At 51.0% G+C, this 26,912-nt stretch carries 23 protein-coding genes; 7 read left to right on the top strand and 16 right to left on the bottom strand.

Annotated features, from left to right (window positions below):
- Positions 1-6 precede the first annotated feature (6 nt).
- The 7 genes from F0L74_RS19050 to F0L74_RS19020 all read right to left on the bottom strand — a co-directional run bounded on the left by F0L74_RS19050 (position 7) and on the right by F0L74_RS19020 (position 9,333).
- Positions 7-2,346 carry an ABC transporter permease gene (locus tag F0L74_RS19050; protein WP_213087015.1) on the bottom strand — a complete coding sequence of 780 codons (2,340 nt, stop codon included), beginning with the start codon at positions 2,344-2,346 and terminating at the stop codon, positions 7-9.
- 229 nt (positions 2,347-2,575) lie between these two features.
- Complete coding sequence (hutG, locus tag F0L74_RS19045; RefSeq protein ID WP_149839462.1) at positions 2,576-3,580, bottom strand: formimidoylglutamase; 1,005 nt, start codon at positions 3,578-3,580, stop codon at positions 2,576-2,578.
- Between the two features lie 7 nt (positions 3,581-3,587).
- The gene (gene hutI, locus F0L74_RS19040; RefSeq protein ID WP_149839461.1) at positions 3,588-4,817 is read right to left on the bottom strand and encodes an imidazolonepropionase; all 1,230 of its coding nucleotides are present in this window, start codon (positions 4,815-4,817) and stop codon (positions 3,588-3,590) included.
- 85 nt (positions 4,818-4,902) lie between these two features.
- Positions 4,903-6,573, bottom strand: coding sequence for a urocanate hydratase (gene hutU, locus F0L74_RS19035; protein WP_149839460.1), 1,671 nt, complete (start codon positions 6,571-6,573; stop codon positions 4,903-4,905).
- A complete protein-coding gene (gene hutH, locus F0L74_RS19030; RefSeq protein ID WP_149839459.1) occupies positions 6,551-8,119 on the bottom strand; it encodes a histidine ammonia-lyase in 1,569 nt (522 codons plus the stop codon). The genes hutU and hutH overlap by 23 nt, the downstream gene beginning before the upstream one ends.
- Before the next feature lie 20 nt (positions 8,120-8,139).
- Entirely contained in the window at positions 8,140-8,646 is a 507-nt protein-coding gene (locus F0L74_RS19025; RefSeq protein ID WP_149839458.1) for a MarR family winged helix-turn-helix transcriptional regulator, read from the bottom strand.
- A gap of 297 nt (positions 8,647-8,943) precedes the next feature.
- A complete protein-coding gene (locus tag F0L74_RS19020) occupies positions 8,944-9,333 on the bottom strand; it encodes an SET domain-containing protein (protein ID WP_149839457.1) in 390 nt (129 codons plus the stop codon).
- Positions 9,334-9,469: 136 nt separating this feature from the next.
- On the opposite strand from F0L74_RS19020, the gene F0L74_RS19015 reads away from it, so the two are divergent.
- Positions 9,470-10,336 carry a bestrophin family protein gene (locus F0L74_RS19015; protein ID WP_149839456.1) on the top strand — a complete coding sequence of 289 codons (867 nt, stop codon included), beginning with the start codon at positions 9,470-9,472 and terminating at the stop codon, positions 10,334-10,336.
- Positions 10,337-10,427: 91 nt separating this feature from the next.
- A complete protein-coding gene (mgtE, locus tag F0L74_RS19010) occupies positions 10,428-11,804 on the top strand; it encodes a magnesium transporter (RefSeq protein WP_149839455.1) in 1,377 nt (458 codons plus the stop codon).
- Between the two features lie 46 nt (positions 11,805-11,850).
- Here the strand turns inward: mgtE and F0L74_RS19005 are convergent, their stop codons facing one another.
- Positions 11,851-12,375, bottom strand: coding sequence for a histidine phosphatase family protein (locus tag F0L74_RS19005; protein ID WP_188316064.1), 525 nt, complete (start codon positions 12,373-12,375; stop codon positions 11,851-11,853).
- Positions 12,376-12,470: 95 nt separating this feature from the next.
- Here F0L74_RS19005 and F0L74_RS19000 point away from each other — a divergent pair, with 95 nt between their 5' ends.
- From F0L74_RS19000 to F0L74_RS18980, 5 genes are all read left to right on the top strand, one after another.
- Positions 12,471-14,855, top strand: a complete 2,385-nt coding sequence (locus F0L74_RS19000) for a S9 family peptidase (protein ID WP_149839453.1) — start codon at positions 12,471-12,473, stop codon at positions 14,853-14,855.
- 148 nt (positions 14,856-15,003) lie between these two features.
- On the top strand, positions 15,004-16,839 hold the full coding sequence (glmS, locus tag F0L74_RS18995) for a glutamine--fructose-6-phosphate transaminase (isomerizing) (RefSeq protein ID WP_149839452.1): 1,836 nt from the start codon (positions 15,004-15,006) through the stop codon (positions 16,837-16,839).
- A gap of 51 nt (positions 16,840-16,890) precedes the next feature.
- Positions 16,891-19,101 (top strand): DUF4954 family protein, encoded by a 2,211-nt coding sequence (locus F0L74_RS18990; protein ID WP_149839451.1) that lies wholly within the window; start codon positions 16,891-16,893, stop codon positions 19,099-19,101.
- 46 nt (positions 19,102-19,147) lie between these two features.
- Positions 19,148-19,444: an ArsR/SmtB family transcription factor gene (locus tag F0L74_RS18985; protein WP_149839450.1), complete on the top strand. Its 297-nt coding sequence runs from the start codon at positions 19,148-19,150 to the stop codon at positions 19,442-19,444.
- 93 nt (positions 19,445-19,537) lie between these two features.
- Positions 19,538-20,107, top strand: a complete 570-nt coding sequence (locus F0L74_RS18980) for a DNA-3-methyladenine glycosylase I (protein ID WP_149839449.1) — start codon at positions 19,538-19,540, stop codon at positions 20,105-20,107.
- Between the two features lie 74 nt (positions 20,108-20,181).
- Here the strand turns inward: F0L74_RS18980 and F0L74_RS18975 are convergent, their stop codons facing one another.
- The 8 genes from F0L74_RS18975 to F0L74_RS18940 all read right to left on the bottom strand — a co-directional run bounded on the left by F0L74_RS18975 (position 20,182) and on the right by F0L74_RS18940 (position 26,900).
- Complete coding sequence (locus tag F0L74_RS18975; protein WP_149839448.1) at positions 20,182-20,577, bottom strand: septal ring lytic transglycosylase RlpA family protein; 396 nt, start codon at positions 20,575-20,577, stop codon at positions 20,182-20,184.
- Positions 20,578-20,677: 100 nt separating this feature from the next.
- Positions 20,678-21,739, bottom strand: coding sequence for a cytochrome-c peroxidase (locus F0L74_RS18970; RefSeq protein ID WP_246197767.1), 1,062 nt, complete (start codon positions 21,737-21,739; stop codon positions 20,678-20,680).
- Between the two features lie 143 nt (positions 21,740-21,882).
- Positions 21,883-22,650 carry an MbnP family protein gene (locus F0L74_RS18965; RefSeq protein WP_149839447.1) on the bottom strand — a complete coding sequence of 256 codons (768 nt, stop codon included), beginning with the start codon at positions 22,648-22,650 and terminating at the stop codon, positions 21,883-21,885.
- Positions 22,651-22,715: 65 nt separating this feature from the next.
- Positions 22,716-23,954, bottom strand: coding sequence for a sugar MFS transporter (locus tag F0L74_RS18960; protein ID WP_149839446.1), 1,239 nt, complete (start codon positions 23,952-23,954; stop codon positions 22,716-22,718).
- 90 nt (positions 23,955-24,044) lie between these two features.
- The gene (locus tag F0L74_RS18955) at positions 24,045-24,827 is read right to left on the bottom strand and encodes an L-fucose dehydrogenase (RefSeq protein ID WP_149839445.1); all 783 of its coding nucleotides are present in this window, start codon (positions 24,825-24,827) and stop codon (positions 24,045-24,047) included.
- Between the two features lie 20 nt (positions 24,828-24,847).
- The gene (locus F0L74_RS18950; protein WP_246197766.1) at positions 24,848-25,687 is read right to left on the bottom strand and encodes an amidohydrolase family protein; all 840 of its coding nucleotides are present in this window, start codon (positions 25,685-25,687) and stop codon (positions 24,848-24,850) included.
- Positions 25,688-25,702: 15 nt separating this feature from the next.
- Positions 25,703-26,032, bottom strand: coding sequence for an L-rhamnose mutarotase (locus F0L74_RS18945; protein ID WP_149839444.1), 330 nt, complete (start codon positions 26,030-26,032; stop codon positions 25,703-25,705).
- Positions 26,033-26,045: 13 nt separating this feature from the next.
- Positions 26,046-26,900, bottom strand: coding sequence for a fumarylacetoacetate hydrolase family protein (locus tag F0L74_RS18940; RefSeq protein WP_149839443.1), 855 nt, complete (start codon positions 26,898-26,900; stop codon positions 26,046-26,048).
- Positions 26,901-26,912 lie beyond the last annotated feature (12 nt).

The following is a 26,912-nucleotide window of genomic DNA, read 5'->3' as shown; positions in this document are numbered from 1 at the left end:
TGTTGCCTACTCTGTACGCAGGCTCTTCACAGGGTTGGCCACAGCGACCTTAATAGTGGCATGCCCCACCGTAAGCCAGGCAATACCAATGCAAAATAAAAGGGTGGTGATAAAGAACCCGATACCCAGGGAGATGCGGAAAGTATACTGCTCCAGCCAGTCCTGCATAAAATACCAGGCCAGCGGGGCTGCCAACAGGAAGGCAACAGCTATCAGCACGGTAAATTCCCTCGATAGCAGCAGGAGGATGCTGCTTACGGGCGCGCCCAATACCTTGCGGATGCCAATCTCCTTTTTGCGCCGTGCAGCCATAAAGGATACCAGCCCATACAAACCCAGGCAGGATATAAAGATGGCCAGGCCCGCAAATATCCTAAAGAGCCGGGCCAGCTGATTTTCCTGCTTGTAATAATCCGCTACTGTTTGATCAATGAAGCGGTATTCAAACACATAGTCGGGAAATACCTTGTTCCAGGCAGCGGCCATGGATGCCAAGGCTTCCCTCGTTTTACCCGGCGTTATCTTAATATTGGCCGTGCGATAAGTCCGCTTTAAGGTGGTCATTACAATTGCGCTCAGGGGATCCCGCAGGGAGCTCATATGAAAATCCTTCACCACACCCACAATAGGATAGGTATACGCGTCGCCATTTACGGTAATGTTTTTGCCGATGGCCTCGTCCGGCGTGCCCAGGTTTAATACCTTCAGCAGGCGTTCATTAACGATATATTCCTTTACCGTATCTGAAGGAGAATAGATACGGCCGGCCAGCAACTGCAGCTTATACATATCAAAGTAACCGGTATCCGCTGGTTTCATGTGTACAATGAGATCTGCCTTGCTGGTATGATTGGTGCTTAATTTAAGATCTGTAGCCCAGCTACCCTCCCCTACCGGGGCAAACGCACTAAAACTCACAGCCTGGATGCCCGGCTGCTGTAACAACAGGCTACGGAACATGTTTAGTTTTGCCTGGCTAAGGCTATCTCTGGGAAAGCCGGCACTTACAACAGCCTCTTTATTGAAGCCCATATCGGCATTGTTGAAATAATTCAGCTGCGAGCTAACCACCAGTGTGGCAATAATCAATACCTGGGCAATTACAAATTGCAGCACTACCAATCCCCGTCTTACGGAAACGCCCTTACCTGCTGTTGCAGCCATCCTGCTTTTAAGCGCATTCACCGGGTTAAAGCCGGATAATACCAGGGCGGGATAGGATCCTGCCAGCAAAGTAACGCCCAGCCAGGCGCCCAGCGCATACTGGATAACACGCGGACTAAACAGCATACCGGCCGACAGGTGACTTTCCAGCATGCTGTTTAAGAAAGGCATACAGCACAAGGCCACCATGAGCGCGCCTATTATGGCCATAAGGGCCGTGAGCCCTGTTTCGCCAAAGAACTGCAGGAGAAGCTGCTGGCGGTTACTGCCCAGTACTTTCCGCACGCCTACTTCCCTGGCGCGGCTAACGGCATTGGCTGTGGACAGGTTAATGAAATTAACGCAGGCAATGACAAGCAAAAATATACCAATAAGGCTCAGGGCTTTAATGAGCTCATAACTGAAAGTGCGATGATTGAAATTAGCAAAACGTTTATCGAAATGGATATCTGCTAATGGTTGCAGCATTAAATTGTAATCCGCGTTATCCGGAGATACATGCCTGGATAAAAAGGCGGGCAGCTGTTCATTGAAGCGCGATGCGATAGCACCAGGCCGCAGCAGTACAAAGCAATAGTTATCGGTCCAGAGCTCTACCCAATCCTGCATATCTACATTCAAGGCCGTTACCGTTTTATGGGAGATCACAACACCAAGGGGGAAGTCCGTATTAACAGGTAGATCGTCCAGGATGCCGGTAATCCGAATAGGGAGGTCATACACCTTAAGTACCTTTCCCATGGCCTCTTTCCAGTCGCCAAAATACTTGGTGGCCATGCGCTTTGTGAGCAGGGCCGTATTGGGCTCAACAATGGCCGTGGCGGGGTTTCCTGCAATAATGCGGCCGTCGAATATGTTAAAGAATTGCTGATCTGCAAAGAAAACGCCCCGGGGCTCCCGGAATTTTCTCCAGGTTTCGCCGCCAGGACCGGGAATGATCACCTGCACATTACGGTCGCCATAGATGGAGGCTGCGCTTTCCACCTGTGGAAACTCCGCCTTTAAGGAATTGGCTAACGGAAAAGATGCCGTAGCGCTATGGCCACCTTTTTTGCCTTCCCTTACTACCCGGTAAATGCGGTCCTTTTTTGCATGAAAACCATCAAAGCTACGCTCGTATGTCAACACCAGGAAGATGAGCAGGAAAGCGCTGAACCCTATCAGCAGCCCTGCACTATTCACAAAAAAATGGACCCTGTTACGCCGCAGGCTCCTGAAACCTGTTTTAAGATAGTTGCCAACCATACCGGCTTACCCGGCGAACACAATGCCACTTTGGTATACAAATGATAATCAGGGGGCTAGCATTATCTTTATTAGCGCAGTTGTCCGGTTTTGATACAAAAAATGTCCGGTTCCGGACAGACATAGTCCGTCCTGAAATAGCAATACACGTGAAGAAATAAGTCCATTATCTTGCTTGCCGCATTACCACTTCAAACATCAGGGCAGCGCCCAGTTTAGCCGTGCGGTTATCTATATCCAGCGCAGGATTTAATTCTGCAATGTCTATACCCGCTACTTTGCCGCTCTGAAGAATGATACGGAAACATTCCATAAACACGCCACCGGGCATAATACCATTAAAGGCAGTAGCGCTTACGCCGGGCGCAAAAGGGGCGGCAAATACATCCAGATCAATGGTAAGATATATATGCTCCACTTGTTCTAAACAAGCGTTTATAGCGGTTCTTAAGGTATTACGGTCCTGGCTGTGAAAAGCATCTGCAGGCAGGTATATAACGCCCGTTTCTGCGGCTATGCGGAATAATTGTGCGGTATTGCTATGGGCCTGTATACCCAGTGCCAGGTAACGGAAAGGATGCGTTTGTTGCAGGCAATCTTGCGCCAGCTGCCAGAAGCTGGTACCTGAGTTGGGGCCATCATCGCCAGGGATTCGCAGGTCAAAATGCGCATCAAAATTAATAAGGCCCAGCTGCGGCATGCCGCCCTGCTGTTGCAGGTGCCGATAGATACCACGTGCGTGCCCGTAGGTAATTTCGTGCCCGCCGCCCAGTACAATGGGCAGGTAACCGGCCGCCAGAATGTGCTGTACAGCCTCGCTGAGGGCGTCTTGCGCAGCTTCCAGGTTATTGTCTGTGCATACAATATTCCCGCCATCCAGGAACTGTATACCTTCATTAAAATGAGCGGGGAAACCGGCACAGGCCTTACGCAGGGCCATGGGGCCCTGGGCGGCGCCGGTACGGCCTTTATTGCGGCGTACGCCTTCGTCGCAGGCAAAACCCAGCAGTACTACGCCTTGCTGGCCCCTCAATAACGGCGGCAGCGGCGCTTGCAGGTTTACTAACCGTATCCATTGATGCCATCTTAAAGTATCTGCTTCCGTGCCGTCTATACGGCCGGTCCATACGTCTGTTGCGGTAGGCTGATAGTAATTGCCTGCGATCGTCATATCCTTGCTATTGTTGAATAAGTGTACCGGCCTTCCATACCCTGGAAGGTTTTAATTTACCCTGAAAGTATAACAGATCCCGGTAATCTGCGCAGGCATATGCCTGCATATCTGCGGCAGATTGCGGCAACAGCTGGCCGCCAGGCTGCAATTGCAGTGCGCGTGCGGCACGGAAGGTAAGGGCCGCCAGGGTTTCTGCGGTAGATAATTTCTGAGCTGCGCCCATTACGGCAGCCTGCAGCAGCAGATCGCCCATGGGGGCAGAACCGGGGTTCCAGTCGCTGGCAATGGCCAGGGAGGCGCCTGCATCCAATAGCTTGCGGGCAGGGGCATAAGGCATGCCCAGGCCTAAGGATGCGCCGGGTAATACCACGGCGGTAGTGCGGGACTGGGCCAGCATGATGATCTCTTTTTCCGTACTGGCCTCCAGGTGGTCTGCGGATAAAGCGCCCACCGCGGCGGCTACCGCGCTGCCGCCGGTGCTGAACTGGTCCGCATGTACGGTAGCGGCAAAACCAAGGCGCATGGCCTTTTCCAGGAATACCCTGGCGGTTTGCGGGGTAAAGGCGGTTTCTTCTATAAAAACATCTACCCGGGTAGCCAGCTGTTCTGCCTTTATTACGGGCAGTAGCTCTTCTATGATCCAATGCAGGTAGTCCACCTCGGTGCCTTTAAAATCTTTTGGCAGCATATGCGCCGCCAGGCAGGTGGGGATCAGCGTAGCCGGCGTATGCAGGGATGCGCTTTGTATGGCCTGCAGCATCTTTATCTCATTTACTACATCCAGGCCATAGCCGCTTTTTACTTCAATGGTGGTAACCCCTTCCAGCAGGTGGCGGTTGGCGCGGGCCACGGTATTTTCTGCCAGCGTTATATCATCCGCGCTGCGCGTTTTGGTAACGGAGTCCCATATACCGCCGCCGGCGCGGGCTATATCCAGGTAGCTTTTACCGGCAATGCGCATGGCGTAGTCACGGTTACGGCTGCCATCAAAGCAGATATGCGTATGGCAATCAATAAAACCCGGCAGCAGTACCATGGGCTCATCAATAAAATGTACCTCGCATTGCGGGTACTGGCGGCGCAGGTCTGCAAACTTGTCTATAGCACTGATCACACCGCCATCTATCAATATACCCGCCTTTTCCAGCAGCGGCAGCTGCTCATCCCGCAGCGGGCCTTTAAGCGGCAGGCCGCTCATGGGAAGTACCTGGGAGAAAGGGCCTATTAATAGCATAGTTAGTTGATTTATGGGTGAGCTTTAGCTGTTAGCGGTTATATGTGAACAAATACAGTCAAAGGCTCAAAGCTAACGTTAATAGCTAAAGGCTGATGTCAAATTTCTCTGCATATTCCTGCGCCTTCTCATAACCTGCATCCGCATGGCGAAAAATGCCCATGGCCGGATCGTTGAAGAGTACCCGTTTAAGACAGGCAGCTGCACGGTCCGTACCATCTGCCAGTACCACCATACCGGCATGCTGGGAATAGCCCATCCCTACACCACCGCCATGGTGGAAGGATACCCAGGTGGCGCCGCCGGCGGTGTTAGACATGAGGTTGAGCAAAGGCCAGTCAGACACGGCGTCTGAGCCATCTTTCATGGCTTCTGTTTCCCGGTTGGGAGAGGCTACGGAGCCACAGTCCAGGTGATCGCGCCCAATTACAATGGGCGCTTTTACTTTACCGGTACGTACCAGCTCATTAAAGATAAGGCCTGCTTTTTCCCGTTCGCCTAAGCCCAGCCAGCAGATACGGGCTGGCAGACCCTGGAAGGCAACTTTTTGCTGCGCCTGTTGCAGCCAGTTGATCAACGCTTCATTTTCCGGGAAGGCTTCCATTAAGGCGCGGTCTGTGGTGTAGATATCTTCCGGATCGCCAGAGAGGGCTACCCAGCGGAAAGGGCCTTTGCCTTCGCAGAACAGGGGCCGTATATAAGCGGGCGTAAAACCAGGGAAGTTAAAGGCATTGGCCTCGCCGCCGGCTTTGGCAAACTCGCGCAGGTTATTACCGTAGTCAAAGGTAATAGCGCCTTTTTCCTGCAGGGCCAGCATATACCCCACATGGCGGGCCATGCTTTTGAGCGAACGTTGCTCATAGTCTGCCGGGTTGCTTTTACGCAGGCTGGCAGCCGCTTCCAGCGAAAGGCCATTGGGTATATAACCATTCACGGGGTCGTGTGCGGAGGTTTGGTCTGTTAGTATATCCGGGATGATATTGTCCTTTAAAAGCCGCTCCAGCAGGTCGCCGGCATCGCTTACCAGGCCTATGGACAGTGCCTCTCCTTTTTCTTTGGCGTCCATGGCCCATTGTATGGCTTCTTCGTAGGAATCTGTCATACGGTCAATGTACCTGGTGTCTATCCGTTTGCGGATACGGGCCGGGTCTATATCCGCGCCCAGGAAAACAGCGCCGGCCATGGTAGCCGCCAGTGGCTGAGCACCGCCCATACCGCCTAAACCGGCAGTGACCAGCAGTTTGCCCTGGAGGCTGCCGTTAAAATGTTTGCGCCCGCATTCCACAAAGGTTTCGTAGGTGCCTTGCAGTATGCCCTGGGTGCCTATATAGATCCAGCTGCCGGCGGTCATTTGTCCAAACATCATGAGTCCTTGCGCCCGCAGTTCGTTAAAATGCTCCCAGGTAGCCCATTTAGGCACCAGGTTACTGTTGGCCAGCAGTACCCGTGGGGCCTGTGCATGGGTACGCACAATGCCTACCGGTTTACCGGATTGTATCAACAGGGAATGTTCTTCGTCCAGCTGCAGCAGCAGCTCAATGATCTTCTGTAATGCTTCGCGGTTGCGCGCTGCCTGGCCTATACCGCCATATACCACCAATTCATCCGGGTTCTCTGCTACTTCCTGGTCCAGGTTATTAAGCAGCATGCGCAGGGGGGCCTCCGTTTGCCAGCTGCGTGCATGCAGCTGCGTACCGCGGGGGGCTGTATAATGCGGATGGGCCGCGTATGTTTTAATAAAGTCCAAACTGGTCATGATGAATGCCGTTTAAGGGTATTTGATGAAGGGCAGCCGCTTCATTGGCTACCTGTACAAAAGACAGATCGGTGATGATGTTATGCAGGGCCTGTATATCATCCGCAAATACGCGGTCCTTTGCCGCAAAGGTTACCTGCTGGCGGGCATAGTCGTGGCAGGCTTCCAGGATGGGGCCTGATTTTAAAGGCCGGCGGAAATCCACCGCCTGTGCGGCGTACAGCAGCTCAATAGCCAGTATATATTCCAGGTTGCCTATCACCTGGTTCAGCTTACGGCCGCTAATGGAGCCCATGGACACATGGTCTTCCTGTCCCAGGGAGGTGGGCACACTATCTGCGCTGGCAGGGAAGCATAGGGTCTTATTCTCCGTTACCAGCGCTGCGGTGGTGTATTGCGGTATCATAAAACCGGAGTTAAGACCGGCATCCTGTATCAATAAACGGGGCAGGCCATAACGGCCTTCTATCATCATATAACAGCGCCGGTCTGATATATTGCCCAGTTCTGCCGCCGCCACCGTAGCATAATCCAGCGGTAAGGCCATAGGCTGCCCGTGGAAGTTGCCGCCGCTGATGGTATCCTCTGCGCTGAATATGATCGGGTTATCCGTTACGGCGTTCAGCTCTATGGTAGTAAGCTGCAGCAGGTGCTGGAAAGCGGTACGGGAAGCGCCATGCACCTGGGGCATACAGCGCAGGGAGTAAGGGTCCTGTACCCGGCCGCAATCCACATGGGAGGCCATGATCTCTGAGCCTTCCAGCATAACCTTTAAACGGTGCGCCACCAGCTGGTTGCCGGCATAAGGGCGGATGGCGTGCAGGCGTGGGTCAAACGGTTTGGAGGTACCCATCAGCCCTTCCAGGGACATGGCGCCAATGATATCTGCCGCTTCCAGGGCATTATGCATGCGCTGTAATGCCTTTACGGCAAAGGCCAGTATGAACTGGGTGCCGTTGATAAGGGCCAGGCCTTCCTTTGGGCCCAGTACTACCGGGGCCAGCCCTTCCTGTTGCAACGCCTCTGCGCCGGATACGATCCTTCCCTTATACCATACCTTACCCAATCCTATAAGGGGCAGGAAGAGATGGGACAAGGGCGCCAGATCACCGGAAGCGCCCACAGAGCCTTTTTCCGGTACCAGCGGGGTGATACGCTGCTCAATAAACCAGATGATCCGTTGCAGGGTAGCCAGGGCTATGCCGGAATACCCTTGCGCCAGCGCATGTACTTTGGTAATGAGCATAAGGCGCGCTATCTCTTCCGGGATGCTATCGCCAACGCCCACACTATGGCTTTGGAGAATGTTGTACTGGAGGGCGCGGGTATCCTCCTCTGAGATGCGGGTATCGCATAAAGGGCCAAAGCCGGTATTAATACCGTATACCACGGTGTGCTGGCTAACAATGGTCTGCACATGCTGGTAGCTGGCCGTTACTTTAGCCGTTACCTCCGGCGTTAATACCGCCTTGAGGCGGCCTGCGGCAAGATCCAGCGCACGGCCTGCCGTGAGCTGATCTATGCCATATCTGAACGCTTCGCTCATTTTGGTGTATGTTATAATGTTTATGGTTGTATAGGTTGTTTGATCCTGGCCAGTTCCTCTGTAATGCGGGCAGAGAGCGGGATACGCTGTACCGCCTGCTCTACCTGGGCTATGCCTTCCAGCAGTTGCCGGCTTTGTTTATGGCCATCTGCTACGCCGGTCATAGCGGCGGTAATGGCTACCCAGATGGGTTGCACCTGTTGCAGCAGCTCCTCTCCTTTTTTGGTAAGCATCACCAGTTGCCGGCGCCCATCATCCGGACATGGCGCGGTATTTACCAGGTCTTTCTTACGCAGGCCGGTGACCAGCTGGCTTACCGCGGAATGCGATACTTCCAGCTTATCTGCAATATCTATCAGGGGAACGGGTTGTTGCTGCGACAGCACATAGAATACCGGGAACCAGCTGGCTTCAAAGGGGATACCTGCCTGCTCATAGACCTTGTTCACTTCCATCAGGAAGTACTCGCTTAAGCGCCGCAAGCGGCTGCCAAATACCAGGAAACCAAGTGATGGGTAAAAGGACATGATGGTAAGCTTTTAGCGGTTAGCAGTTAGCTTTAGCTGTGGGCTGTTCAGGCGCCGATACCTATGAAATTATATAAGTACTTATATATTTAGATACAAATTTAGGGAAATTATCATTCTGGCAATCAAGACCGGCAAGAAGGATAATTTCCCTACGTTGGCTGGTGCAAACGGCCATTGCAACCTATGAACGGAACGTTTGCTTTAGGCTGGCACTACGGGCTTTCCCCATAGCTTGTTGTTTAATACCACTGGTTTACAGCCACCTGCTAACCGCTAAAAGCTAACCGCTGTTTATTAGTGTCTTTTCACATCAAACCATACGGGCGAGGTATCGGTTACATCGCCATTATAGTTAATGCTTAACTCTTCGCCCTTCTTGATCTCACGGCGGGTCTTGATGCTCATAGTGTCTGCATCAAAGTCCATCTCGTATTCACAATTGGGGTCATAGGAGTGGTTGTAGATGGAGCAAAAGCCCAGGGCTACACAGGAACGGGTTTCCCGCACCCCCCACAGAAAAAGGTAATTATGCAGTTTGGTCTTGTCTGCCTTGGCGGTATCATCAAATGATAACACGATCACAGGCGAAACTTCTATCAGTGTACCGGCGGGTATTCTTTCTTTGGTAAAGACACCTCTGCCCTTTTTCTTTGTTTTTTCGACGAATAAGTACGGCTTGATCATAGCGCTCGCTCTATATAATTTAAGAAGCGTAAAATAAAGGTAAAGCAACAAGTTATCAAAATCAGCGGTAAAAATTTTAGGTTTGCGCCCGGAAAAGGATATTTTCCGGCCCATAACTATGTAAATGCACTGTTAAATGATCAACTACAACCCAAAGGAGTGGTTTACTTTTATATTCCGATTTCATAAGGCCGACACTGTCCGGAAGCTGTTCCCCATGTTTATAGGGCTTAGTATCTACGCCGGGGCAATTGCCCTGCTGGAGCTGGAGGTATGGAACCTGCGGCGGTATAAGGAGCTGCAGCAGCTGTCTATCGTGCACAGCCTGCTAGGGTTCGTGATCTCCCTGTTACTGGTGTTCCGTACTAATACGGCTTATGACCGCTGGTGGGAAGGCCGCCGGTTATGGGGCTCGCTGGTGAATAACAGCCGTAACCTGGCCATGAAGCTGCGGGCCATATTCCCCGATGATGCCGCCAGCCTGGCTTATTTCCGGCAAATGATCCCCAACTATGCCTTTAGCATGAAGAACCATCTGCGGAACGGCTTTATAGCCGGAGAGCTGGAAACGGTGGATAGCCTTGTTATCAACGAACAGCAGCATATACCCAACCAGCTGGCTACCCACATGATAAGCCGTATATATGCGTTATACCGGCAGCAAAAGATCAGCGGCGACGAGCTTATCACCATTAACCAGGAGCTGCAGTCCTTTACGGATATCTGCGGGGGCTGCGAGCGTATCAGAAACACGCCTATCCCCTTTTCGTATAGCGTATTCCTTAAGAAATTCATCTTTTTTTATGTAATGACCATGCCCTTTGGCTATGTATTCAGCGTAGGCTACCTGATCATCCCTATGGTGGTGTTCATTTTCTATGTACTGGCCAGCCTGGAATTAATTGCGGAAGAGATCGAAGACCCGTTTGGGAAAGACGCCAATGACCTGCCCACGGATACCATTTGTGAGAACATCCGCAAGCATGTGGCAGAGATATTGTAATAGTCGTGGGCCCTGTTGCTAATAGTTAACAGCGATGGCAGCGACTAATTCACTTAATTGTTTATTTTCGTTCAGAGAGAGTTGAAGGTCTATGGAAAATGAAGCCTTACTGGAAAAATTCAGCATGCTGGCCAATGAGCGGAATCACCAGGAATTACGTATATACCTGGATGATCAGCTTATTACAGATATAGCAGAGCTCATTTATGAGTATCCTGAACAGGCTGACCTTATCATTGATAACCTGTCCATTAGCCGGGCGGCGGCCGCCTTCAGGATCCTGGACTTCCCCCTGCAGGAAGAGGTGATCCGCAACCTTTCTGCCGCCAAAGTAGCGGAACTGCTGAATGAACTGCCGGCGGATGACCGGGCCGCCTTTTTAGGAGAGCTGCACAGCGAAGCGGTGAAAGAGCTGATCCGCCTGCTAACCCCGGAAGAACGTAAGATCACCCTGTCATTGTTAGGATACCCCGAAACCAGCGTAGGCCGTATCATGACGCCGGACTATATAGCCGTGCGGGAAGAGTGGAGCGTAAAACAAGTGCTGGACTATATCCGCGAGCATGGTAAGGATAGCGAGACCATTGACGTGATCTATGTGGTAGACGAAAAAGGCAAGCTGCTGGATGATTTCCGGATCCGGGAGTTCCTGCTGGTAGCCACTGATACCCTGGTACATACCCTGATGGATGACCGTTTTGTAGCCCTGCATACCATTGACGAACAGGAAGAGGCCATCCAGGTTTTCCGGGTGGAGAACCGCGTAGCCCTGCCCGTTATCGATGACCAGGGCATCCTGCTGGGCATTGTGACCATTGACGATATGTTGTGGATAGCCAACGAAGAACATACAGAAGATATCCAGAAGATAGGTGGTACCGAAGCATTGGATGAGCCCTATCTGGATATGCCCTTACTGAAACTGGTGAAAAAGCGGGTAGGCTGGCTGGTAGTGTTATTTATTGGCGAAATGCTCACCGCTACCGCCATGGGCTTTTTTGAAGATGAGATTGCCAAAGCGGTGGTGCTGGCGCTATTTGTGCCCCTGATCATCTCCAGCGGCGGTAACAGCGGTTCCCAGGCGTCTACCCTTATTATACAGGCCATGGCCCTGGGCGAAATATCCCTTGATGACTGGTGGCGGGTCATGCGCCGCGAGATCCTGTCCGGCCTTATGCTGGGCGGTATACTGGGCATTATTGGGTTTACCCGTATATTACTTTGGAACAGCCTTTTCCATACTTATGGCGACCATACTTTTCTGATAGGCACTACCGTAGGCTTTTCCCTGGTAGGCGTAGTGCTGTGGGGCACACTTTCCGGCTCCATGCTGCCCCTGGTGCTAAAAAGGCTGGGGGCTGACCCGGCCACTTCCTCCGCTCCTTTTGTGGCCACCCTGGTGGATGTAACGGGCCTGCTGATCTATTTTACCATGGCCTATGCGTTTATGAGCGGCATACTGCTCTGAGTAATTACCAATTACTAATTACGAATGATGACCGAAGCGGTTGTTGTTAGAATTTCTTCCAGCTTAGTTTTACGGAATCCCTGTGTTTGTATACAATGAACAGGTTATCATAGTCCTTATCGCCTATGGAATCCAGCGGCGGTTTGGCCTTTAACGCGCGCAGCAGCGGCAGCAGCGTATTGCTATGCCCTACTATTAAAATGCGTTTGCCCCAATCCTCATGGCGGGTAATGGTATAGATCAGCGATTCCCCGGTGGTATCCGGGCTATAATAGGCGGTATCCAGGTGCAATTGTTCCAGTAATGGATCAGCGGTTTGCACAGTACGTTTAAAAGGCGTAAAATACACTTTCTGCAACCCGGAGTCCTTTAAGAGGGTATAGAGCTTTTGTGCACGCGCCTCGCCCTCCGGCGTAAGGGTAGAATCCGCGCCGGGATTCTTTTCCGCATGGCGTACCAGGAAAAAGGAACCAGTAAGGAAACTGCTATCCTCCGTTAACGGCACCGGCTGACGCACGGGAGCCGTTTGGCAGGAGAACAGCAGGAATAATATAAATGGGTAATACTTCATCCGTTCAATCATTTACCAGGGCGGTTTTGAGGGCGCCCGCTTTCATAGGATTATCTTTCCTGTTTTTATACTTTTAAACAAAATAAAGCACTGCAATGATAAAATGGCTACTCCCTACCATTATTTTTTTAACTGCCGCTCAAACCTATGCCCAACAGGCCGCCAGCCCTCTTACTGTAAATATGATCATGCAGGATGCCAAATGGATAGGTACCTCCCCCAGTAATGTATTCTGGGGCACAGACAGCCAAACCTTCTACTTTAACTGGAACCCGGATAAAGCGATGGATGACTCCCTGTATGCCGCCACCACAGCCACCACTGCTCCCTATAAAACCAGGGCCGCCAACCGGGCGCTCATCAATGCCCAGGCCGATGGCAGCTATAACCAGGACAGAAGCCTGATTACCTATAGCTATAACGGCGATATTTACCTGCTGACCATCAAAACAGGCGATACCCGCCGTATTACCCATACTGCCATTTACGAAAGTAACCCTTTGTTCAGCTTTGGCGATAAAAAGATCGTTTACCAGCTGGAACAGAACCTGTATGCCTGGGATCTGGCGGATGGCGGCACGGAACAGCTGACCAATTTCCAGAAGGGCAGCGCTCCTGCTGCGGATGATAAACCGTCGGACCTGAACGAACAGGAAACATGGCTGCAACGCGAACAGCTGCAGCTAATGCAGGTACTGCGGGACGCAAAGGCCCAAAAAGACAGCGCCAAGGCATACCGCAAATCACAGGAAGGCGATAAAATACGCGCTATTTATACCGGCGATAAAAGCCATGAGAACATCCGCATCAGCCCTGATGGCCGTTTTATCAGCTACCGGCTGTACCGCGGCCCTACCGGCGTAAAAAGCACTATTGTGCCCACTTATGTAACGGAAAGCGGCTTTACGGATGAACTATCCACCCGTACCAAAGTAGGCGCCGCCCAGGGCTCATTTGAAAGCTTTGTGTATGACCGCCGGCGCGATACCATCCTGCCCATCAAAACCAGCAATATTCCCGGTATTACGGATCAACCGGATTACCTGAAGGACTATACAAAGCCCAACACGCCGGCCAAAACGCCCAGGCCCCGGCCGGTTGCCATCCATGGCCCATATTGGTCAGATGCAGGCACACACGCCATTGTAGACATCCGTTCTGATGATAATAAAGACCGCTGGATCATGCTGCTGGATGCTGCTACCGGCCAGCTAAAACTGCTCAACCGCCAGCGGGACGAAGCCTGGATAGCAGGCCCCGGCATTGCCTGGTCTGGCAGCTCCAACCTGGGCTGGATAGATGAAAATACCTGCTGGTACCAGTCAGAAGCCAGCGGTTACTCCCACCTGTACAGCACCAACGTAACTACCCTGCAAACAAAAGCTATTACCAGCGGTAAATACGAAGTGCAGGAAGCCCAGCTGGCACAGGACCGCCAGCATTTTTACATAGTGACCAACGAAACGGCCCCCGGCGAAAAGCAGCTGTACCGTATAGCCATTACGGGCGGTAATAAGGAACAGCTTACCCAGCTGCCGGGCGCGCATGAGGTATCTATTTCCCCGGACGAACAATGGATAGCCTACCGTTACTCCTATACCAACAAACCCTGGGAACTGTACCTGCTGGCCAATAAACCCGGCGCGCAGCCGGTACAGGTCACCAACCTGGCCCAGTCTGCGGAGTTCCGCGCTTATCCCTGGCGTGATCCGGAGGTGATCACCTACACCGCCCGCGATGGCGCTACCGTATACGCCCGCCTCTACCAACCGGCAACCGCTAAAAAGAACGGCGCCGCCGTGGTATTTGTGCATGGCGCAGGTTACCTGCAGAACGCGCATAAATGGTGGAGCCAATACTTCCGCGAATATATGTTCCATAACCTGCTGGCGGATAAAGGGTATACCGTACTGGATGTGGACTACCGCGGCAGCGCAGGCTATGGGCGCGACTGGCGTACCGGCATTTACCGGCATATGGGCGGCAAAGACCTGGACGATGAGGTGGATGGCGCTAATTACCTGGTGACCAAACTGGGGATCGATAAAAAGCGTATAGGTATCTATGGTGGCAGCTATGGTGGGTTTATGACCCTGATGGCCATGTTCACCACCCCGGATGTATTTGCCGCAGGGGCAGCCCTACGTTCCGTTACAGACTGGGCGCATTATAATCACGGTTATACCAGCAATATCCTGAATGAGCCTTATACGGATAGCCTTGCCTACCACCGCTCCTCCCCCATCTATTTTGCGGATGGCCTCAAGGGCCGCCTGCTGATGTGCCACGGTATGGTAGATGTGAATGTGCATTTCCAGGATATTGTACGGCTTACACAACGGCTGATAGAGCTGGGCAAGGATAACTGGGACCTGGCGGTATACCCGGTAGAGGACCATGGTTTTACCACGCCCACCAGTTGGACGGATGAATACAAAAGGGTATTAAATTTGTTTGATACTACACTGCTCAGTAAATAATCACAAATTACCGCTGGCAGTCTGTGAAATGTTCATAACACGAATAATTATGAATTACGATTTTTCATTACTCAACCGTAATTCCTAATTGATTATTCGTAATTAATAATGCATATTGCAAGCTAATACCTAAAAAAATTTAGCAAAAATGTGTGGAATAGTAGCTTATATCGGGCAGCGAGCGGCCTATCCCGTTGTATTGAAAGGCCTGAAACGCCTGGAGTACCGTGGATATGACAGCGCGGGCATAGCCATTATCAACCATGGATTGCATGTGTACAAGAAGCAGGGAAAAGTGGCCGGCCTGGAGGAGTACCTTACCGGCAAGGATATGCAAAGCCAGATCGCTATCGGCCACACCCGTTGGGCCACGCACGGGGAACCCTGCGACCGTAACTCCCACCCCCACGTTTCCGGTGATGGAAAACTGGCCATGATACACAATGGCATTATTGAAAACTATGCACAACTTAAACAGGAGCTTTTAAAGAAAGGGCACGTGTTCCAAAGCGATACGGATACAGAGGTGCTGATCCACTTTATAGAGGAGATCCGCAACAGCAACCAATGTTCTGTAGAAGAAGCCCTGCGTATAGCGCTGAAAAGAGTAGTAGGCGCTTATGTGATCGTTATTGTGGATGAGGACAATCCTGATACGCTGATAGCTGCCCGCAAAGGCAGTCCGCTGGTAATAGGCGTAGGCAAGGGAGAGCATTTCCTGGCCTCTGACGCCTCTCCTATTGTGGAATACACCAAAGAAGTGGTGTATGTGAATGACTATGAAATTGCCATTGTAAAAGCGGATGAGCTGATCCTCAAAAACATCACCAACGAAAGGCAAACGCCCTATATACAGAAACTGGATATAGAGCTTACCAATATTGAAAAAGGCGGTTATGACCACTTTATGCTCAAAGAGATCTTTGAGCAGCCGCAAACCATTTTTGACAGTATGCGCGGCCGCCTGGACGCTAAAAACGGTAAACTTACCCTGGGTGGTATACGCGATCATATGGATGTGCTGACAAAAGCCAAGCGCATTATTATAGTGGCCTGCGGCACCTCCTGGCATGCCGGCCTGATAGCGGAATACATGATAGAGGAACTATGCCGTATACCGGTAGAAGTGGAATATGCTTCTGAGTTCCGCTACCGCAATCCCGTAGTGGGCGAGGGCGATGTGATCATTGCCGTATCCCAGTCCGGCGAAACGGCGGATACCCTGGTAGCCATGGAAAGCGCCAAACAGCAGGGCGCTATTATCCTGGGCGTATGTAATGTGGTAGGCTCTTCCATTGCCCGCCTGTCACATGCCGGCGCTTATACCCATGCCGGCCCGGAGATTGGCGTAGCCAGCACCAAAGCGTTTACCGCGCAGCTGGCGGTATTATGCCTGATGGGTTTAAAGATAGCTGCAGACAAGGGCTCCATTACCCAGCAACGTTTCCAGCACCTGCTGGATGAATTGCAGGATGTATCTGAAAAAGTAGGGACCGCCCTGGAACTGAATGAGCAGGTAAAGGCCATTGCCGCTAAGTACAAAAACGCCCGCGACTTCCTCTACCTGGGCCGTGGCTATAACTTCCCCGTAGCGCTGGAAGGGGCGCTGAAGCTGAAAGAGATCTCCTATATACATGCAGAAGGCTACCCCGCCGCAGAAATGAAACACGGCCCTATTGCCCTGGTAGATGAGCAGCTGCCGGTAGTATTTGTGGCCACACGCGACAGCTACTATGAAAAGATCGTTTCCAATATACAGGAGATAAAAGCCCGTAAAGGCAAGGTGATCGCCATTGTTACAGAAGGCGACCAGATCATACCCGGCATGGCCGATGATGTGATCGAAGTACCGGAAGCAGACGAGCTGGTAGCGCCCATGATCTCCGTAATACCCTTACAATTGCTGGCATATCATATTGGCGTGCTGAAAGGGTATGATGTGGACAAGCCCAGGAACCTGGCGAAGTCAGTGACTGTTGAGTAACACACGACACTTGCTATCCTATGCCTCTTCCACCTCTCAAAAAAGAACACCATGAACCTGATACAGAAAAAACCTTTAACTGAGCTGGGTTATCACTTTATTGATACTACCTGGTTACCCAAAGGAAAAGATGAGTATTACCTCCGGGATCAGCAATGGGGCAAGCACAATATCTACCGCAAGTTGAATGCACAGGAGATTGAGATCCTGGTAAGGAATGACAATACCTCCGACGACTGGAATAATATCTTTGTATCCAACGAGTTTAACCCACAGCTGGTGCAGCACTGCCATTTTTTTGGTATGGTGCGTATTGGCAAGCTGGAGCCTTATTTCCTGGAATTCCATAACCTGCGCCTGCCGGTAGGATTGTATAACAGCACCATCTGCGCCTGTGATTTCGGGGATAACGTAGTGGTACATAATGTGAACTTCCTTTCCCACTATATCATCGGCAATGAAGTGATCATTGCCAATGTGAACGAAATGGCCACTACTGACCATTCTAAGTTTGGTAATGGCATTATCAAGGACGGTGAGCAGGAAAACATACGTATCTGGCTGGAGCTATGTAACGAGAACGGCGGCCGCAGCGTAATGCCTTTTGACGGTATGCTGCCCGGCGACGCCTACCTCTGGACCCGTAACCGGGACGATGATGCCCTGCAGCAGCAATTCAAAGCATTTACAGAAAAACAGTTTGATAAAAAACGCGGTTACTACGGCAAGGTAGGCGACCGCAGCGTGGTAAAGAACTGTAAGATCATCAAGGATGTAACCATTGGCACTGACGCCTACCTTAAAGGCGCTAATAAACTAAAGAACCTTACCATTAACAGTATGGCTGGCGCAGCCTCACAGATAGGCGAAGGCTGCGAGCTGGTGAATGGTATTATAGGCTATGGCTGCCGCGTGTTTTACGGCGTAAAGGCAGTACGCTTTGTAATGGCCTCCCACTCGCAGTTAAAATATGGGGCGCGCCTTATTAACTCCTACCTGGGTAATAACGCTACCATCTCCTGTTGCGAGGTGTTGAACTCGCTCATCTTCCCGGCGCATGAGCAGCACCATAACAACTCCTTTCTCTGTGCCGCACTGATCATGGGGCAGAGCAATATGGCCGCGGGTGCCACCATCGGCTCTAACCACAATTCCCGCGGGGCGGACGGGGAGATAATAGCCGGGCGCGGTTTCTGGCCGGGCCTGTGCGTAAGCCTGAAGCATAATTCCAAGTTTGCCAGCTTTACGCTTATCTCCAAAGGCACCTATATGCAGGAACTGCATATCCCCGTTCCCTTTAGCCTGATCCTGAACAGTGAGCATGATAATACGCTTAAGATCATGCCCGGCTACTGGTTTATGCATAACATGTATGCGCTGGCCCGTAACTCCTGGAAATATGTAGATCGCGATAAACGTACGGATAAGACCCAGGAGATCGAATACGATTACCTGGCGCCGGATAGCGTGGAAGAAATGATCACTTCCCTGCCAATAATGGAACTGGCTACGGCTAAGGCCTGGTATGCCGCCAGGGGCAATACTATAGAAAAGCTAAGCGAGCAGGCCTTACTGCAAAAGGGCCGGGAACTGTTACTGGTACACCCGGACGAAGTAGCCCGCCTGACCATACTGGCAGAAAATATGGAGAACAGCCACCGCCGGGTACAGCTGCTGAAAGTGCATAAAGCCTATTCCCTGTTCAGGGAGCTGATTGTGCTGTATGGCATCCGGAACATACTGGCGCATACAGATAGTACCATCCACTCTTTTGCCGCGCTGCAAACCATCGGCAAAAGCGCTAAACGCAGCGCCTGGACAAATGTAGGCGGACAGCTGATGAAAGCAGACACCTTGGAAGACCTGAAGGCCAGGATCCGGAAGGGTAAGATCAACAGCTGGGCGCAGGTGCATGAGGCCTACCAGGAGATAGGCAAACAGTATGCGGAAGATAAACTGCAGCATGCCGTTGCCAGTATGTTGTATGTACAGGGATTAAGCCCTAAGGACTTTACCGCGGAACGTTTTGCACAAAACCTGCAGCAATCCGTCAGCACTATGGGCTGGATCACCGCCTGTATCCATCAGTCACGCGAAAAGGATTACCAAAACCCTTACCGCAATATGGCTTATGAAAGCAAGGAGGAGATGGAAGCCGTTATAGGCAAGCTGGAGGATAATGGGTTTATACAGCAAACAGTTGCTGAACTGAAGCAGTATAAGAAACAGGTGAAGAACCTGCAGAAAGATTGGGCGCTGTGAACCCGCCTAATTGGGATATCGGGAAAATTCGATGTACCTTTACAGGATGGAACATTTAGCAATCTTTAAAGCCCTTTCTAACGAAACAAGGCTACAGATACTGAACTGGTTAAAAACGCCTGAGGAGTTTTTCCATGACCAGCAGGAGCCCTTAAGTACCGGGGTTTGTGTGGGACAGATCCAGAAGAAGTCCGGGCTTACGCAATCCACTATCTCAGAAAACCTGGCAGTACTGCAGAAGGCCGGCCTGGTAACCTCCAAGCGGATAGGCCAATGGACCTATTACAAGCGCAACGAAGCTACTTTTGAGCAGTTGAGCAAAGTGGTGCAGGCAGAGATCTAGTTATGCTGATAAACTACCCGTTACACCGATATCCAGCTATGCTGATAAGCTACCTGCTACACCGATATCTAACCTTTCTTATAAGCTGCCTGTATGGACGATAACAAGATCCGCTGCAGCTGGTCGCTGAAAGACCAGCTCTATAAAGACTATCACGATAATGAATGGGGCAGGCCCCTGCATGACGATACCCGGCTGTTTGAGATGCTGAACCTGGAAGGCGCACAGGCAGGGTTAAGCTGGTATACCGTGCTCACCAAGCGGGAGAACTACCGCCGCGCCTTTGATAACTGGGATGCAAAGAAAATAGCGCGCTATACAGACAAAAAAGTAGAAAAGCTGCTGCAGGACCCCGGTATTATCCGCAACCGGCTAAAGGTGGCCGCCGTTATCAGCAACGCTAAAGCTTTTTTGCAGGTGCAGCAGGAGTTTGGCAGCTTTGACAAATACATCTGGCAGTTTGTACAGCATAAGCCGATAGATAATCATGTACGGTCCCTGGGAGATGTGCCCGCCAAAACGCCCCTATCAGACGCTATGAGCAAAGACCTGCTGAAAAGGGGATTTAAGTTTGTAGGCTCCACGATCTGTTATGCCTATATGCAGGCCACCGGTATGGTAAATGATCATATTGCCAGCTGCTGGACACGGCAAAAGAAATAACCACCATTAAATTTTAAACAGCAAAGCCGCATGTATCATAATGATGCATGCGGCTTTTACTTATATGCCTAAAATTATACTATCTCTATACTCACCTTGGTCAAACCATGTGAAAGAAAGCCCAGCTGGCGTGCTGCCAACTGCGTAAGATCTATAATGCGCCGGTTATCAGGATGCAGGCGGTCTGTGATACGTACTATCACGGAACGCCCATTACGCAGGTTAGTGACCTTAACATAAGTGCCCAGGGGCAGGGAGTTATGGGCAGCCGTCATTTCCTGGTTGCTGAAGATCTCTCCGTTTGCGGTTCTGCGGCCATTGAACTTGTTGGCATAATAGCTGGCAGTACCCTTATAAGATTCTTTTTGTACGGCCTCTTCCCTACCCAGCCACAATGGCAGCGACAGTAATAAAACCGCGCAAAGGCATACTATCACATACCTGGTCCACTTTACAATTTGCCTCTTCATGCCCTACAGGTTCCAAAAACCATGCTATAACACTACTTAAAATAGGTATTTATTAATACTATTTAAACTGTATTGGTTTCAAGGAAGTTAAATATCCCTATTATCGTATGAGTATCTCGCTGAGTGACGAATTGGCAATAAAGCCGGGGTCGGTAAGGGTGTTAAGGAACATGTACAGCTCCCGCTGGTCTTTGTCTGTAAGGGGGATACCGTTCTTTACCAGGGGATCGATGGTATTGCTTTGCTCCACCCCCTTATTGTAGTGGTTAAAAACCTGGTAAATATCGAAGAAACGGCCATCGTGCATATACGGGGAGCTTTTTAACACATTACGCAAGGAGGGCACCTTAAATTTCAAATAATCGCCGGTGTTGCTGGTAATGCGCATGCGGCCTACATCATTCAGGGCCGGCAGGTAAGGCAGCCCGTTATTGCGGTAGGAGTTATCTGTAAAAAACGGCTCCCGATGGCAGGCGGCGCATTTTTGCTGAAAGATCACATATCCCTCCTGTTCTTCTGGCGTAAAAGCCACGCCGGGCGCTTTACGCATTACGCTATCATATTTGGATTCAAAGGACACCATGGTGGCAATGAACTGGGTGAGCGCCCGGAACAGGCGCTGGCTGGTGATCTCTTCCGTACCATAGGCCTCCTTGAACATTTTGCGGTAGCCAGGATCTTTTTGCAGGCGTTTTACCAGCTTGCCCAGGTCCTCCCCCATCTCATTGGGATCTGTAAGGGGGGTAAGCGGTTGTATCTCCAGGTTATTTACGCCGCCATCCCACATAAATTCCTTTTGCCATATAAGGTTAAAAAGCGTGGGTACAGAGCGTACGCCTATGCGGCCCTCCACCCCATGGGCCAGGGCATGGTCATAATGCCCAAAAGCGGCAAATTGCTGGTGGCAGAAACCGCAGGAAATGGTACTGTCGCGGGAAAGCTTAGGGTCGTAGAACAGGTGGCGGCCTAAGGCAACGCCTTGTTTGGTGAGCGGGTTCTTTGAGAAATCATAAACCGGGGATGGTAAACCGGGCGGCAATTTTAGCACATAGGGCTCTGGTCCCCCGGGGGAAAGGGTGATATGCTCCCGGGTACCGCTGGCCTCTAATACGGCAAACAGCAGCCCTAAAGCGAATAATGTTATAATGCTTAAAACCCGCAAAAAATAGCTTTTAGCTGTTAGCAGTTAGCTTTTAGCCATTGGCTGTGGCAAAACTGGCAACATATTGCACAAATAGTGTTTGGATCTTAGCAGGTAACTCCTGGCCCCGGCATTGCTAACAGCCAAAGGCTAAAAATTTACCGCTAGTTCGAGATGCTGAACATATTCCTGTAATTATCCGCCACGGCGGCAGCCTGTGTCCCCGGCGTGGTACAGGAAGCAACTTTTTTAAAGCTGATGGCATTAGGCAGGTGGAACCAGGTATACGCATCGGCCGTTAGCTGTACCGTTGCCGGCGTGGCGGCCGATAGTTTTACCGGTTGCGGGAAATTTAGCTGCACACGGCGCAATACGTTGCTGGCGCCTTTAAAACCGCCAATATGGAATTCTACCAGGTTAAGCGGTTGTTTGGATACCGGCGAATTACCTTCCAGCTTAGCCATGATGTAGCCGCTGTTCCAGGTCCAGAACATACCGTTTACCGGGTCCAGGGCGCCGGTCTGTGCGCCGCTCATGTTGTGTATACTATCCACCCCTATCATGAAAGAGATACGCTGGTAAGTGCCTTCCGGCGCCTGTGGCAGCGTGATCCTTTTGGTACTGTCGCTGCTTTCATTTACCAGGAAATAAGCCGCCGGCAGGGTAATTTCCTGTCCCGTGGTAGTGGTGAGCGTAAAATTGCTGATGTAGTATTTGAACATGGTGATGGTAAACGACTCGCCCGCCGCATTCATATAAGCCGTAGTACCCAGCGCCATTGGCCTTCCGTTCACCACATGGGTGAAGTGTAACTGCAGTGAAGCAGTACGGGTGGGCGGGCGGCGTGGCCCGGTGTGGGTAGTTCCGCCGGTAAATAGTAGCAGGCAAAGGTAAGCGGCCGGTATAGCTAACAAAAAATTCCGCAAGATCATCGATTACTTTTACTAGAGTAAATTACGATGATTTTGCGGAATGCTGAAAAATACTGCGTTATAGCCTATTGTACCTTATACCCCTTCCAACCGTAGTAGAACACTACTGCAAAACATAGCAGCGGTACGCTGTAAGCCATAGCGGTAGACTGATTTTCCACTACAATACCCATCACATACGGCATTAAAGCGCCGCCTACGATAGACATGATGATGAATGCGCCACCTTGTTTGGTATAACTTCCCAGGTCCTTTACGCCCAATGCAAAGATGGTAGGGAACATAATAGACATGAAGAAGAAGATGGCCATTAATGCATATACGGACATAGCGCCTTTGCCCATCATTACAACGGCACAGAGCACTATATTAGCCACTGCGTATAAGGCCAACAGTTTATTAGGCGCTACTTTCTTCATAACAGCGGTGCCTACAAAGCGGCCGGCGGTAAACAGGCCCAGGCTGATGGCGAGCAGGCTGGAGGCCCTTTCGTTAGTAGTGCCTTGCCAATACTCCGTTACATAGTTAATAAACAATGCGCCTACCCCTACCTGTGCCGCTACATAAAAAAACTGCGCCACAACGCCCCATACAAAATGCCTGCGACTGAACAACGGCGTGGCGGCGGCTACCGCAGCCTCTTCTGTTGCCACTGCTTCCTCTTTTATCTCCGGCAGTTTGGTACGGTAAAAGAAGCCGGCTATCAGCAGTACCACTACGCCCATGGCAATGTAGGTGTACTGTACAGAAGAAAGGTCCTGGCCGCCCTCGCTTAAGCCAAAGAACAGCTTTCCGCCGATGATAGGCCCAAAGAAAGAGCCCAGCCCGTTAAAACACTGGGAAAGGTTTAACCGGAACTCTGATGTTTCCGGGCTACCCAATACCGTTACATAGGGATTGGCGGCTGTTTCCAGGAAAGTAAGGCCGCAGGCCAGTATGAACAGGGATACCAGGAATGCATTGAAATTAGTGTAATGCGCGGATGGATAAAACAGGAACGCACCGGCGGCGTACAACAGCAACCCCAGGATGATACCACGTTTGTATCCATACTTATTCATAAACGATCCCGCGGGTAATGCCATCAGGAAATACGCGCCAAAATAGGCGAACTGTAACAGCGTAGACCGTTTCACAGTAATATCCAGCACTTCCTGGAAGTGTTTGTTTAGCACATCCAGCAGGCCATAGGCCAGGCCCCACAGAAAAAACAGGCTGGTGACCAGGATAAAAGGGAACAGGTAGCTTTTCTTGCTGTCGGTAACCGCGGTTACTTTGCTCGTGGAAACAGTGGCTCCAGCCATAAGGTAAGGTTTATGTAGTTCGTAATTAAAAACAGCTTTTAGCTATTAGCAACAGGCTGCAGCTAACAGCTAACCGCTAAAGGCTAACTGCTAGCTAATTGATCTGTCCAGGTGCGTATAACCGCCATCGACATAGATGATCTGGCCGGTAGTATGCGCAGATTGCGGCGCGAGCAGGAATACGGTCATAGCCGCGATCTCTTCGGAAGTGGTCATACGTTGCTCCAGCGGTATTTTGGAAACGATGGAAGCCAGTTTCTCTTTAGGATTGGGTAAAGAGTTGATCCAGGTCTCATAGAGCGGCGTCCATACTTCTGCCGGTATTACGGTGTTTACCCGCACGGAGTAAGGCACCAGCTCTACCGCCCACTCGCGTGTAAGCGCATTGATAGCGCCTTTGGAAGCAGCATAACCAGAGGTATTACCCTGGCCGGTGGTGGCTACTTTAGAACCGATATTAACAATGCTGCCTTTATTAGCTTTCAGATAAGGCAGTGCATAATGCGCCAGGTTATAATAGTGGGAAAGGTTCTTTTGCAGGGATGCCATAAACCTTTCCGGATCGCCTTTTTCCAGGCCCACACCGTCATTTACGCCGGCATTGTTGATGAGCGCGTGGATAGTGCCAAACTCCTTTACGGTGGTATCTATCACCCTGCGGCAATCTGCAACTTCGCCCAGTTCTGCCTGTATGGCAAAAGCCTTACCGCCAGCACTTTTTATAGCTGCTACTGCTTTATCATTATCTGCAGCGCCCCTGCCTACTACAACGGCAATAGCGCCTTCTGCTGCTACCAGTTTAGAGATCGCTTCTCCAATACCTTTGGCGCCGCCTGTTACGATGATCACTTTATCTTTTAATCCCAGATCCATAGTTTGTGTTTTTTGAATAGTTATAACTTATAAAACGCTGCCGCATTACCGCCCATTACAGCGGCCTGCTCTGCAGCGCTCAGGCGGCTGATGTAATCTGTAACAAGGCCTTTTACCTGCGCATATTCGCCAGCCAGGAGGCATACGGGCCAGTCAGACCCATACATGAGCCTTTGGGGGCCAAATGCTTCCAGTACTACATCCAGGTAAGGCGCAAAGTCCGCGGGTTTCCAGCGCTGCCAATCGGCCTCTGTTACCAGCCCGCTTATTTTGCAGTATACATTTGGCGCGGCCGCAATGGCGCGCATGCTTTTTTCCCAGCTTTCAATTTCTCCGGTCTTACAATAGGGCTTGGCCATATGATCTATCACCAGGCGTTGTGCGGGAAAACGTTGTACAAACTGCTCCACTGCCGCCAGCTGAATGGGATATACCAGTATATCGTAGGTAAGATCAAAAGGCGCCAGCGCCTGTATACCCTGGCAAAAATCGTCGCGCAGCAGGAATGCCGTATCCGGCTCTCCCTGTACGATATGGCGGAAACCTTTCAGCTTTTTGAACTGCGCATAATAGGCCAGCCGTTCTGTTAAGTTGGGGGCCCGCAGGTCTATCCAGCCTACTACGCCTTTTACAAAGGCATGTTCGTCCGCCAGCTCCAGCAGGAACTGCGTTTCTGTTTCAGACTGGTCTGCCTGTACGGCTACACAGCCATCTACGCCGTTCTGCTGCAATATATCCAGCAGGTGATGCGGCAGAAAGTCCGCCTGGATCACGCTCATATCGTCCGTGATCCAGGCGTCCCTTACCGGGTGGTATTTCCAGAAATGTTGATGGGAATCTATGACCATACCAGGTTTCATAACGGTGATTAAAAACTAGAGGGAGAAGATCTTCTCCATCAGCATCCACTTTTCGCCAGGTTTGGCAATGGGCAGCGCCTGCTGGTATTTCCACATTAGCTGCTCCCATTCCTGCACCTTGGGATTGGCGGCGTCTGCGGCGCCTTTCTGCTCAAAGGAGAAGGTATCATTCACTTCCATGATCATAAACAAACGGTTCATGATCCGGTAGATCTCCATATGCTCAATACCGCTGCCGGTGATGCTATCCTTTATCTCCGGCCATACTGCCTGGTGATATTTTTCGTATTCTGCTATCAGCTGCGCATCATCCTTCAGGTCCAGCGCCAGGCAATATCTTTTCATAACTGTTATTGTTTTACGGTTTCCAGGCTTTGGCTACCTGTTTGGAGGTGCCCAGTCCATCAATACCCAGTTCCATTACATCGCCTTCCTTAATGTATACCTGCGGATTCATACCCAGGCCTACGCCAGCGGGCGTACCGGTAGAGATCACATCACCCGGCAGCAGGGTCATGAACTGGCTCAGGTAAGATACCAGGAAAGGTATGTTGAATATGAGGTTGGCCGTGGTGCCATCCTGTACGGTCTTGCCATTCAGGCTTAACCAGATACGCAGGTTGTTCACATCCTTTATTTCATCTTTGGTGGCTATCCAGGGGCCCAGGGGCGCAAATGTATCCGCGCTCTTACCTTTTACCCACTGACCATTACGCTCCAGCTGGAATTCGCGCTCGCTGTAGTCGTTATGCAGGGCGTAGCCGGCTACATAATCCAGGGCGTCTTTCTCTTCCACATAACTGGCTTTTTTGCCTATTACTACGGCCAGTTCCACTTCCCAGTCTGTTTTCTTACTGTTCTTCGGAATTACCAGGTCGTCATTAGGGCCTACCAGCGAAGAGGTGCTTTTGAAGAACACGATCGGTTCCGTAGGGATCTGCATATTGCTTTCCTTGGCGTGGTCTGCATAGTTAAGGCCAATACAGATGATTTTGGAGGGCCTTTCCAACGGGGGACCCAGGCGCACATCGTCCGCTACGCGGGGTGCGCTGCTACTATTGGCGGCCCACCATTTTTCCAGGCGTTCCGGGCCATTGGTAGCAAAGAATTTCTCGCCAAAATCTTCTCCGAAAGCGCTTACATCAAAGCGGCCATCTGCGGTAACAATACCCGGTTTCTCTTCACCCGGTAATCCGAATCGTATCAGTTTCATTAGTTATAAGTT

Source organism: Chitinophaga agrisoli (genome assembly GCF_008386695.1).
GTDB lineage: Bacteria > Bacteroidota > Bacteroidia > Chitinophagales > Chitinophagaceae > Chitinophaga > Chitinophaga agrisoli.
The sequence above is the reverse complement of the archived record's forward strand: the minus strand, read 5'-3'. Positions and strand labels throughout refer to the sequence as shown.

Bases quoted from the DNA above. Each gene is read 5' to 3' on its own strand.
- hutG (WP_149839462.1), bottom strand. From the start codon at position 3,580: ATGACGATCGCAGGCAATTACTATCAGCCTACCGCAACAGACGTATGG.
- hutI (WP_149839461.1), bottom strand. From the start codon at position 4,817: ATGCTATTAATAGGCCCTTTCTCCCAGGTACTTCCCATGAGCGGCCTG.
- hutU (WP_149839460.1), bottom strand. From the start codon at position 6,573: ATGACCAGTTTGGACTTTATTAAAACATACGCGGCCCATCCGCATTAT.
- hutH (WP_149839459.1), bottom strand. From the start codon at position 8,119: ATGAGCGAAGCGTTCAGATATGGCATAGATCAGCTCACGGCAGGCCGT.
- F0L74_RS19025 (WP_149839458.1), bottom strand. From the start codon at position 8,646: ATGTCCTTTTACCCATCACTTGGTTTCCTGGTATTTGGCAGCCGCTTG.
- F0L74_RS19020 (WP_149839457.1), bottom strand. From the start codon at position 9,333: ATGATCAAGCCGTACTTATTCGTCGAAAAAACAAAGAAAAAGGGCAGA.
- F0L74_RS19015 (WP_149839456.1), top strand. From the start codon at position 9,470: ATGATCAACTACAACCCAAAGGAGTGGTTTACTTTTATATTCCGATTT.
- mgtE (WP_149839455.1), top strand. From the start codon at position 10,428: ATGGAAAATGAAGCCTTACTGGAAAAATTCAGCATGCTGGCCAATGAG.
- F0L74_RS19005 (WP_188316064.1), bottom strand. From the start codon at position 12,375: ATGAAGTATTACCCATTTATATTATTCCTGCTGTTCTCCTGCCAAACG.
- F0L74_RS19000 (WP_149839453.1), top strand. From the start codon at position 12,471: ATGATAAAATGGCTACTCCCTACCATTATTTTTTTAACTGCCGCTCAA.
- glmS (WP_149839452.1), top strand. From the start codon at position 15,004: ATGTGTGGAATAGTAGCTTATATCGGGCAGCGAGCGGCCTATCCCGTT.
- F0L74_RS18990 (WP_149839451.1), top strand. From the start codon at position 16,891: ATGAACCTGATACAGAAAAAACCTTTAACTGAGCTGGGTTATCACTTT.
- F0L74_RS18985 (WP_149839450.1), top strand. From the start codon at position 19,148: ATGGAACATTTAGCAATCTTTAAAGCCCTTTCTAACGAAACAAGGCTA.
- F0L74_RS18980 (WP_149839449.1), top strand. From the start codon at position 19,538: ATGGACGATAACAAGATCCGCTGCAGCTGGTCGCTGAAAGACCAGCTC.
- F0L74_RS18975 (WP_149839448.1), bottom strand. From the start codon at position 20,577: ATGAAGAGGCAAATTGTAAAGTGGACCAGGTATGTGATAGTATGCCTT.
- F0L74_RS18965 (WP_149839447.1), bottom strand. From the start codon at position 22,650: ATGATCTTGCGGAATTTTTTGTTAGCTATACCGGCCGCTTACCTTTGC.
- F0L74_RS18960 (WP_149839446.1), bottom strand. From the start codon at position 23,954: ATGGCTGGAGCCACTGTTTCCACGAGCAAAGTAACCGCGGTTACCGAC.
- F0L74_RS18955 (WP_149839445.1), bottom strand. From the start codon at position 24,827: ATGGATCTGGGATTAAAAGATAAAGTGATCATCGTAACAGGCGGCGCC.
- F0L74_RS18950 (WP_246197766.1), bottom strand. From the start codon at position 25,687: ATGAAACCTGGTATGGTCATAGATTCCCATCAACATTTCTGGAAATAC.
- F0L74_RS18945 (WP_149839444.1), bottom strand. From the start codon at position 26,032: ATGAAAAGATATTGCCTGGCGCTGGACCTGAAGGATGATGCGCAGCTG.
- F0L74_RS18940 (WP_149839443.1), bottom strand. From the start codon at position 26,900: ATGAAACTGATACGATTCGGATTACCGGGTGAAGAGAAACCGGGTATT.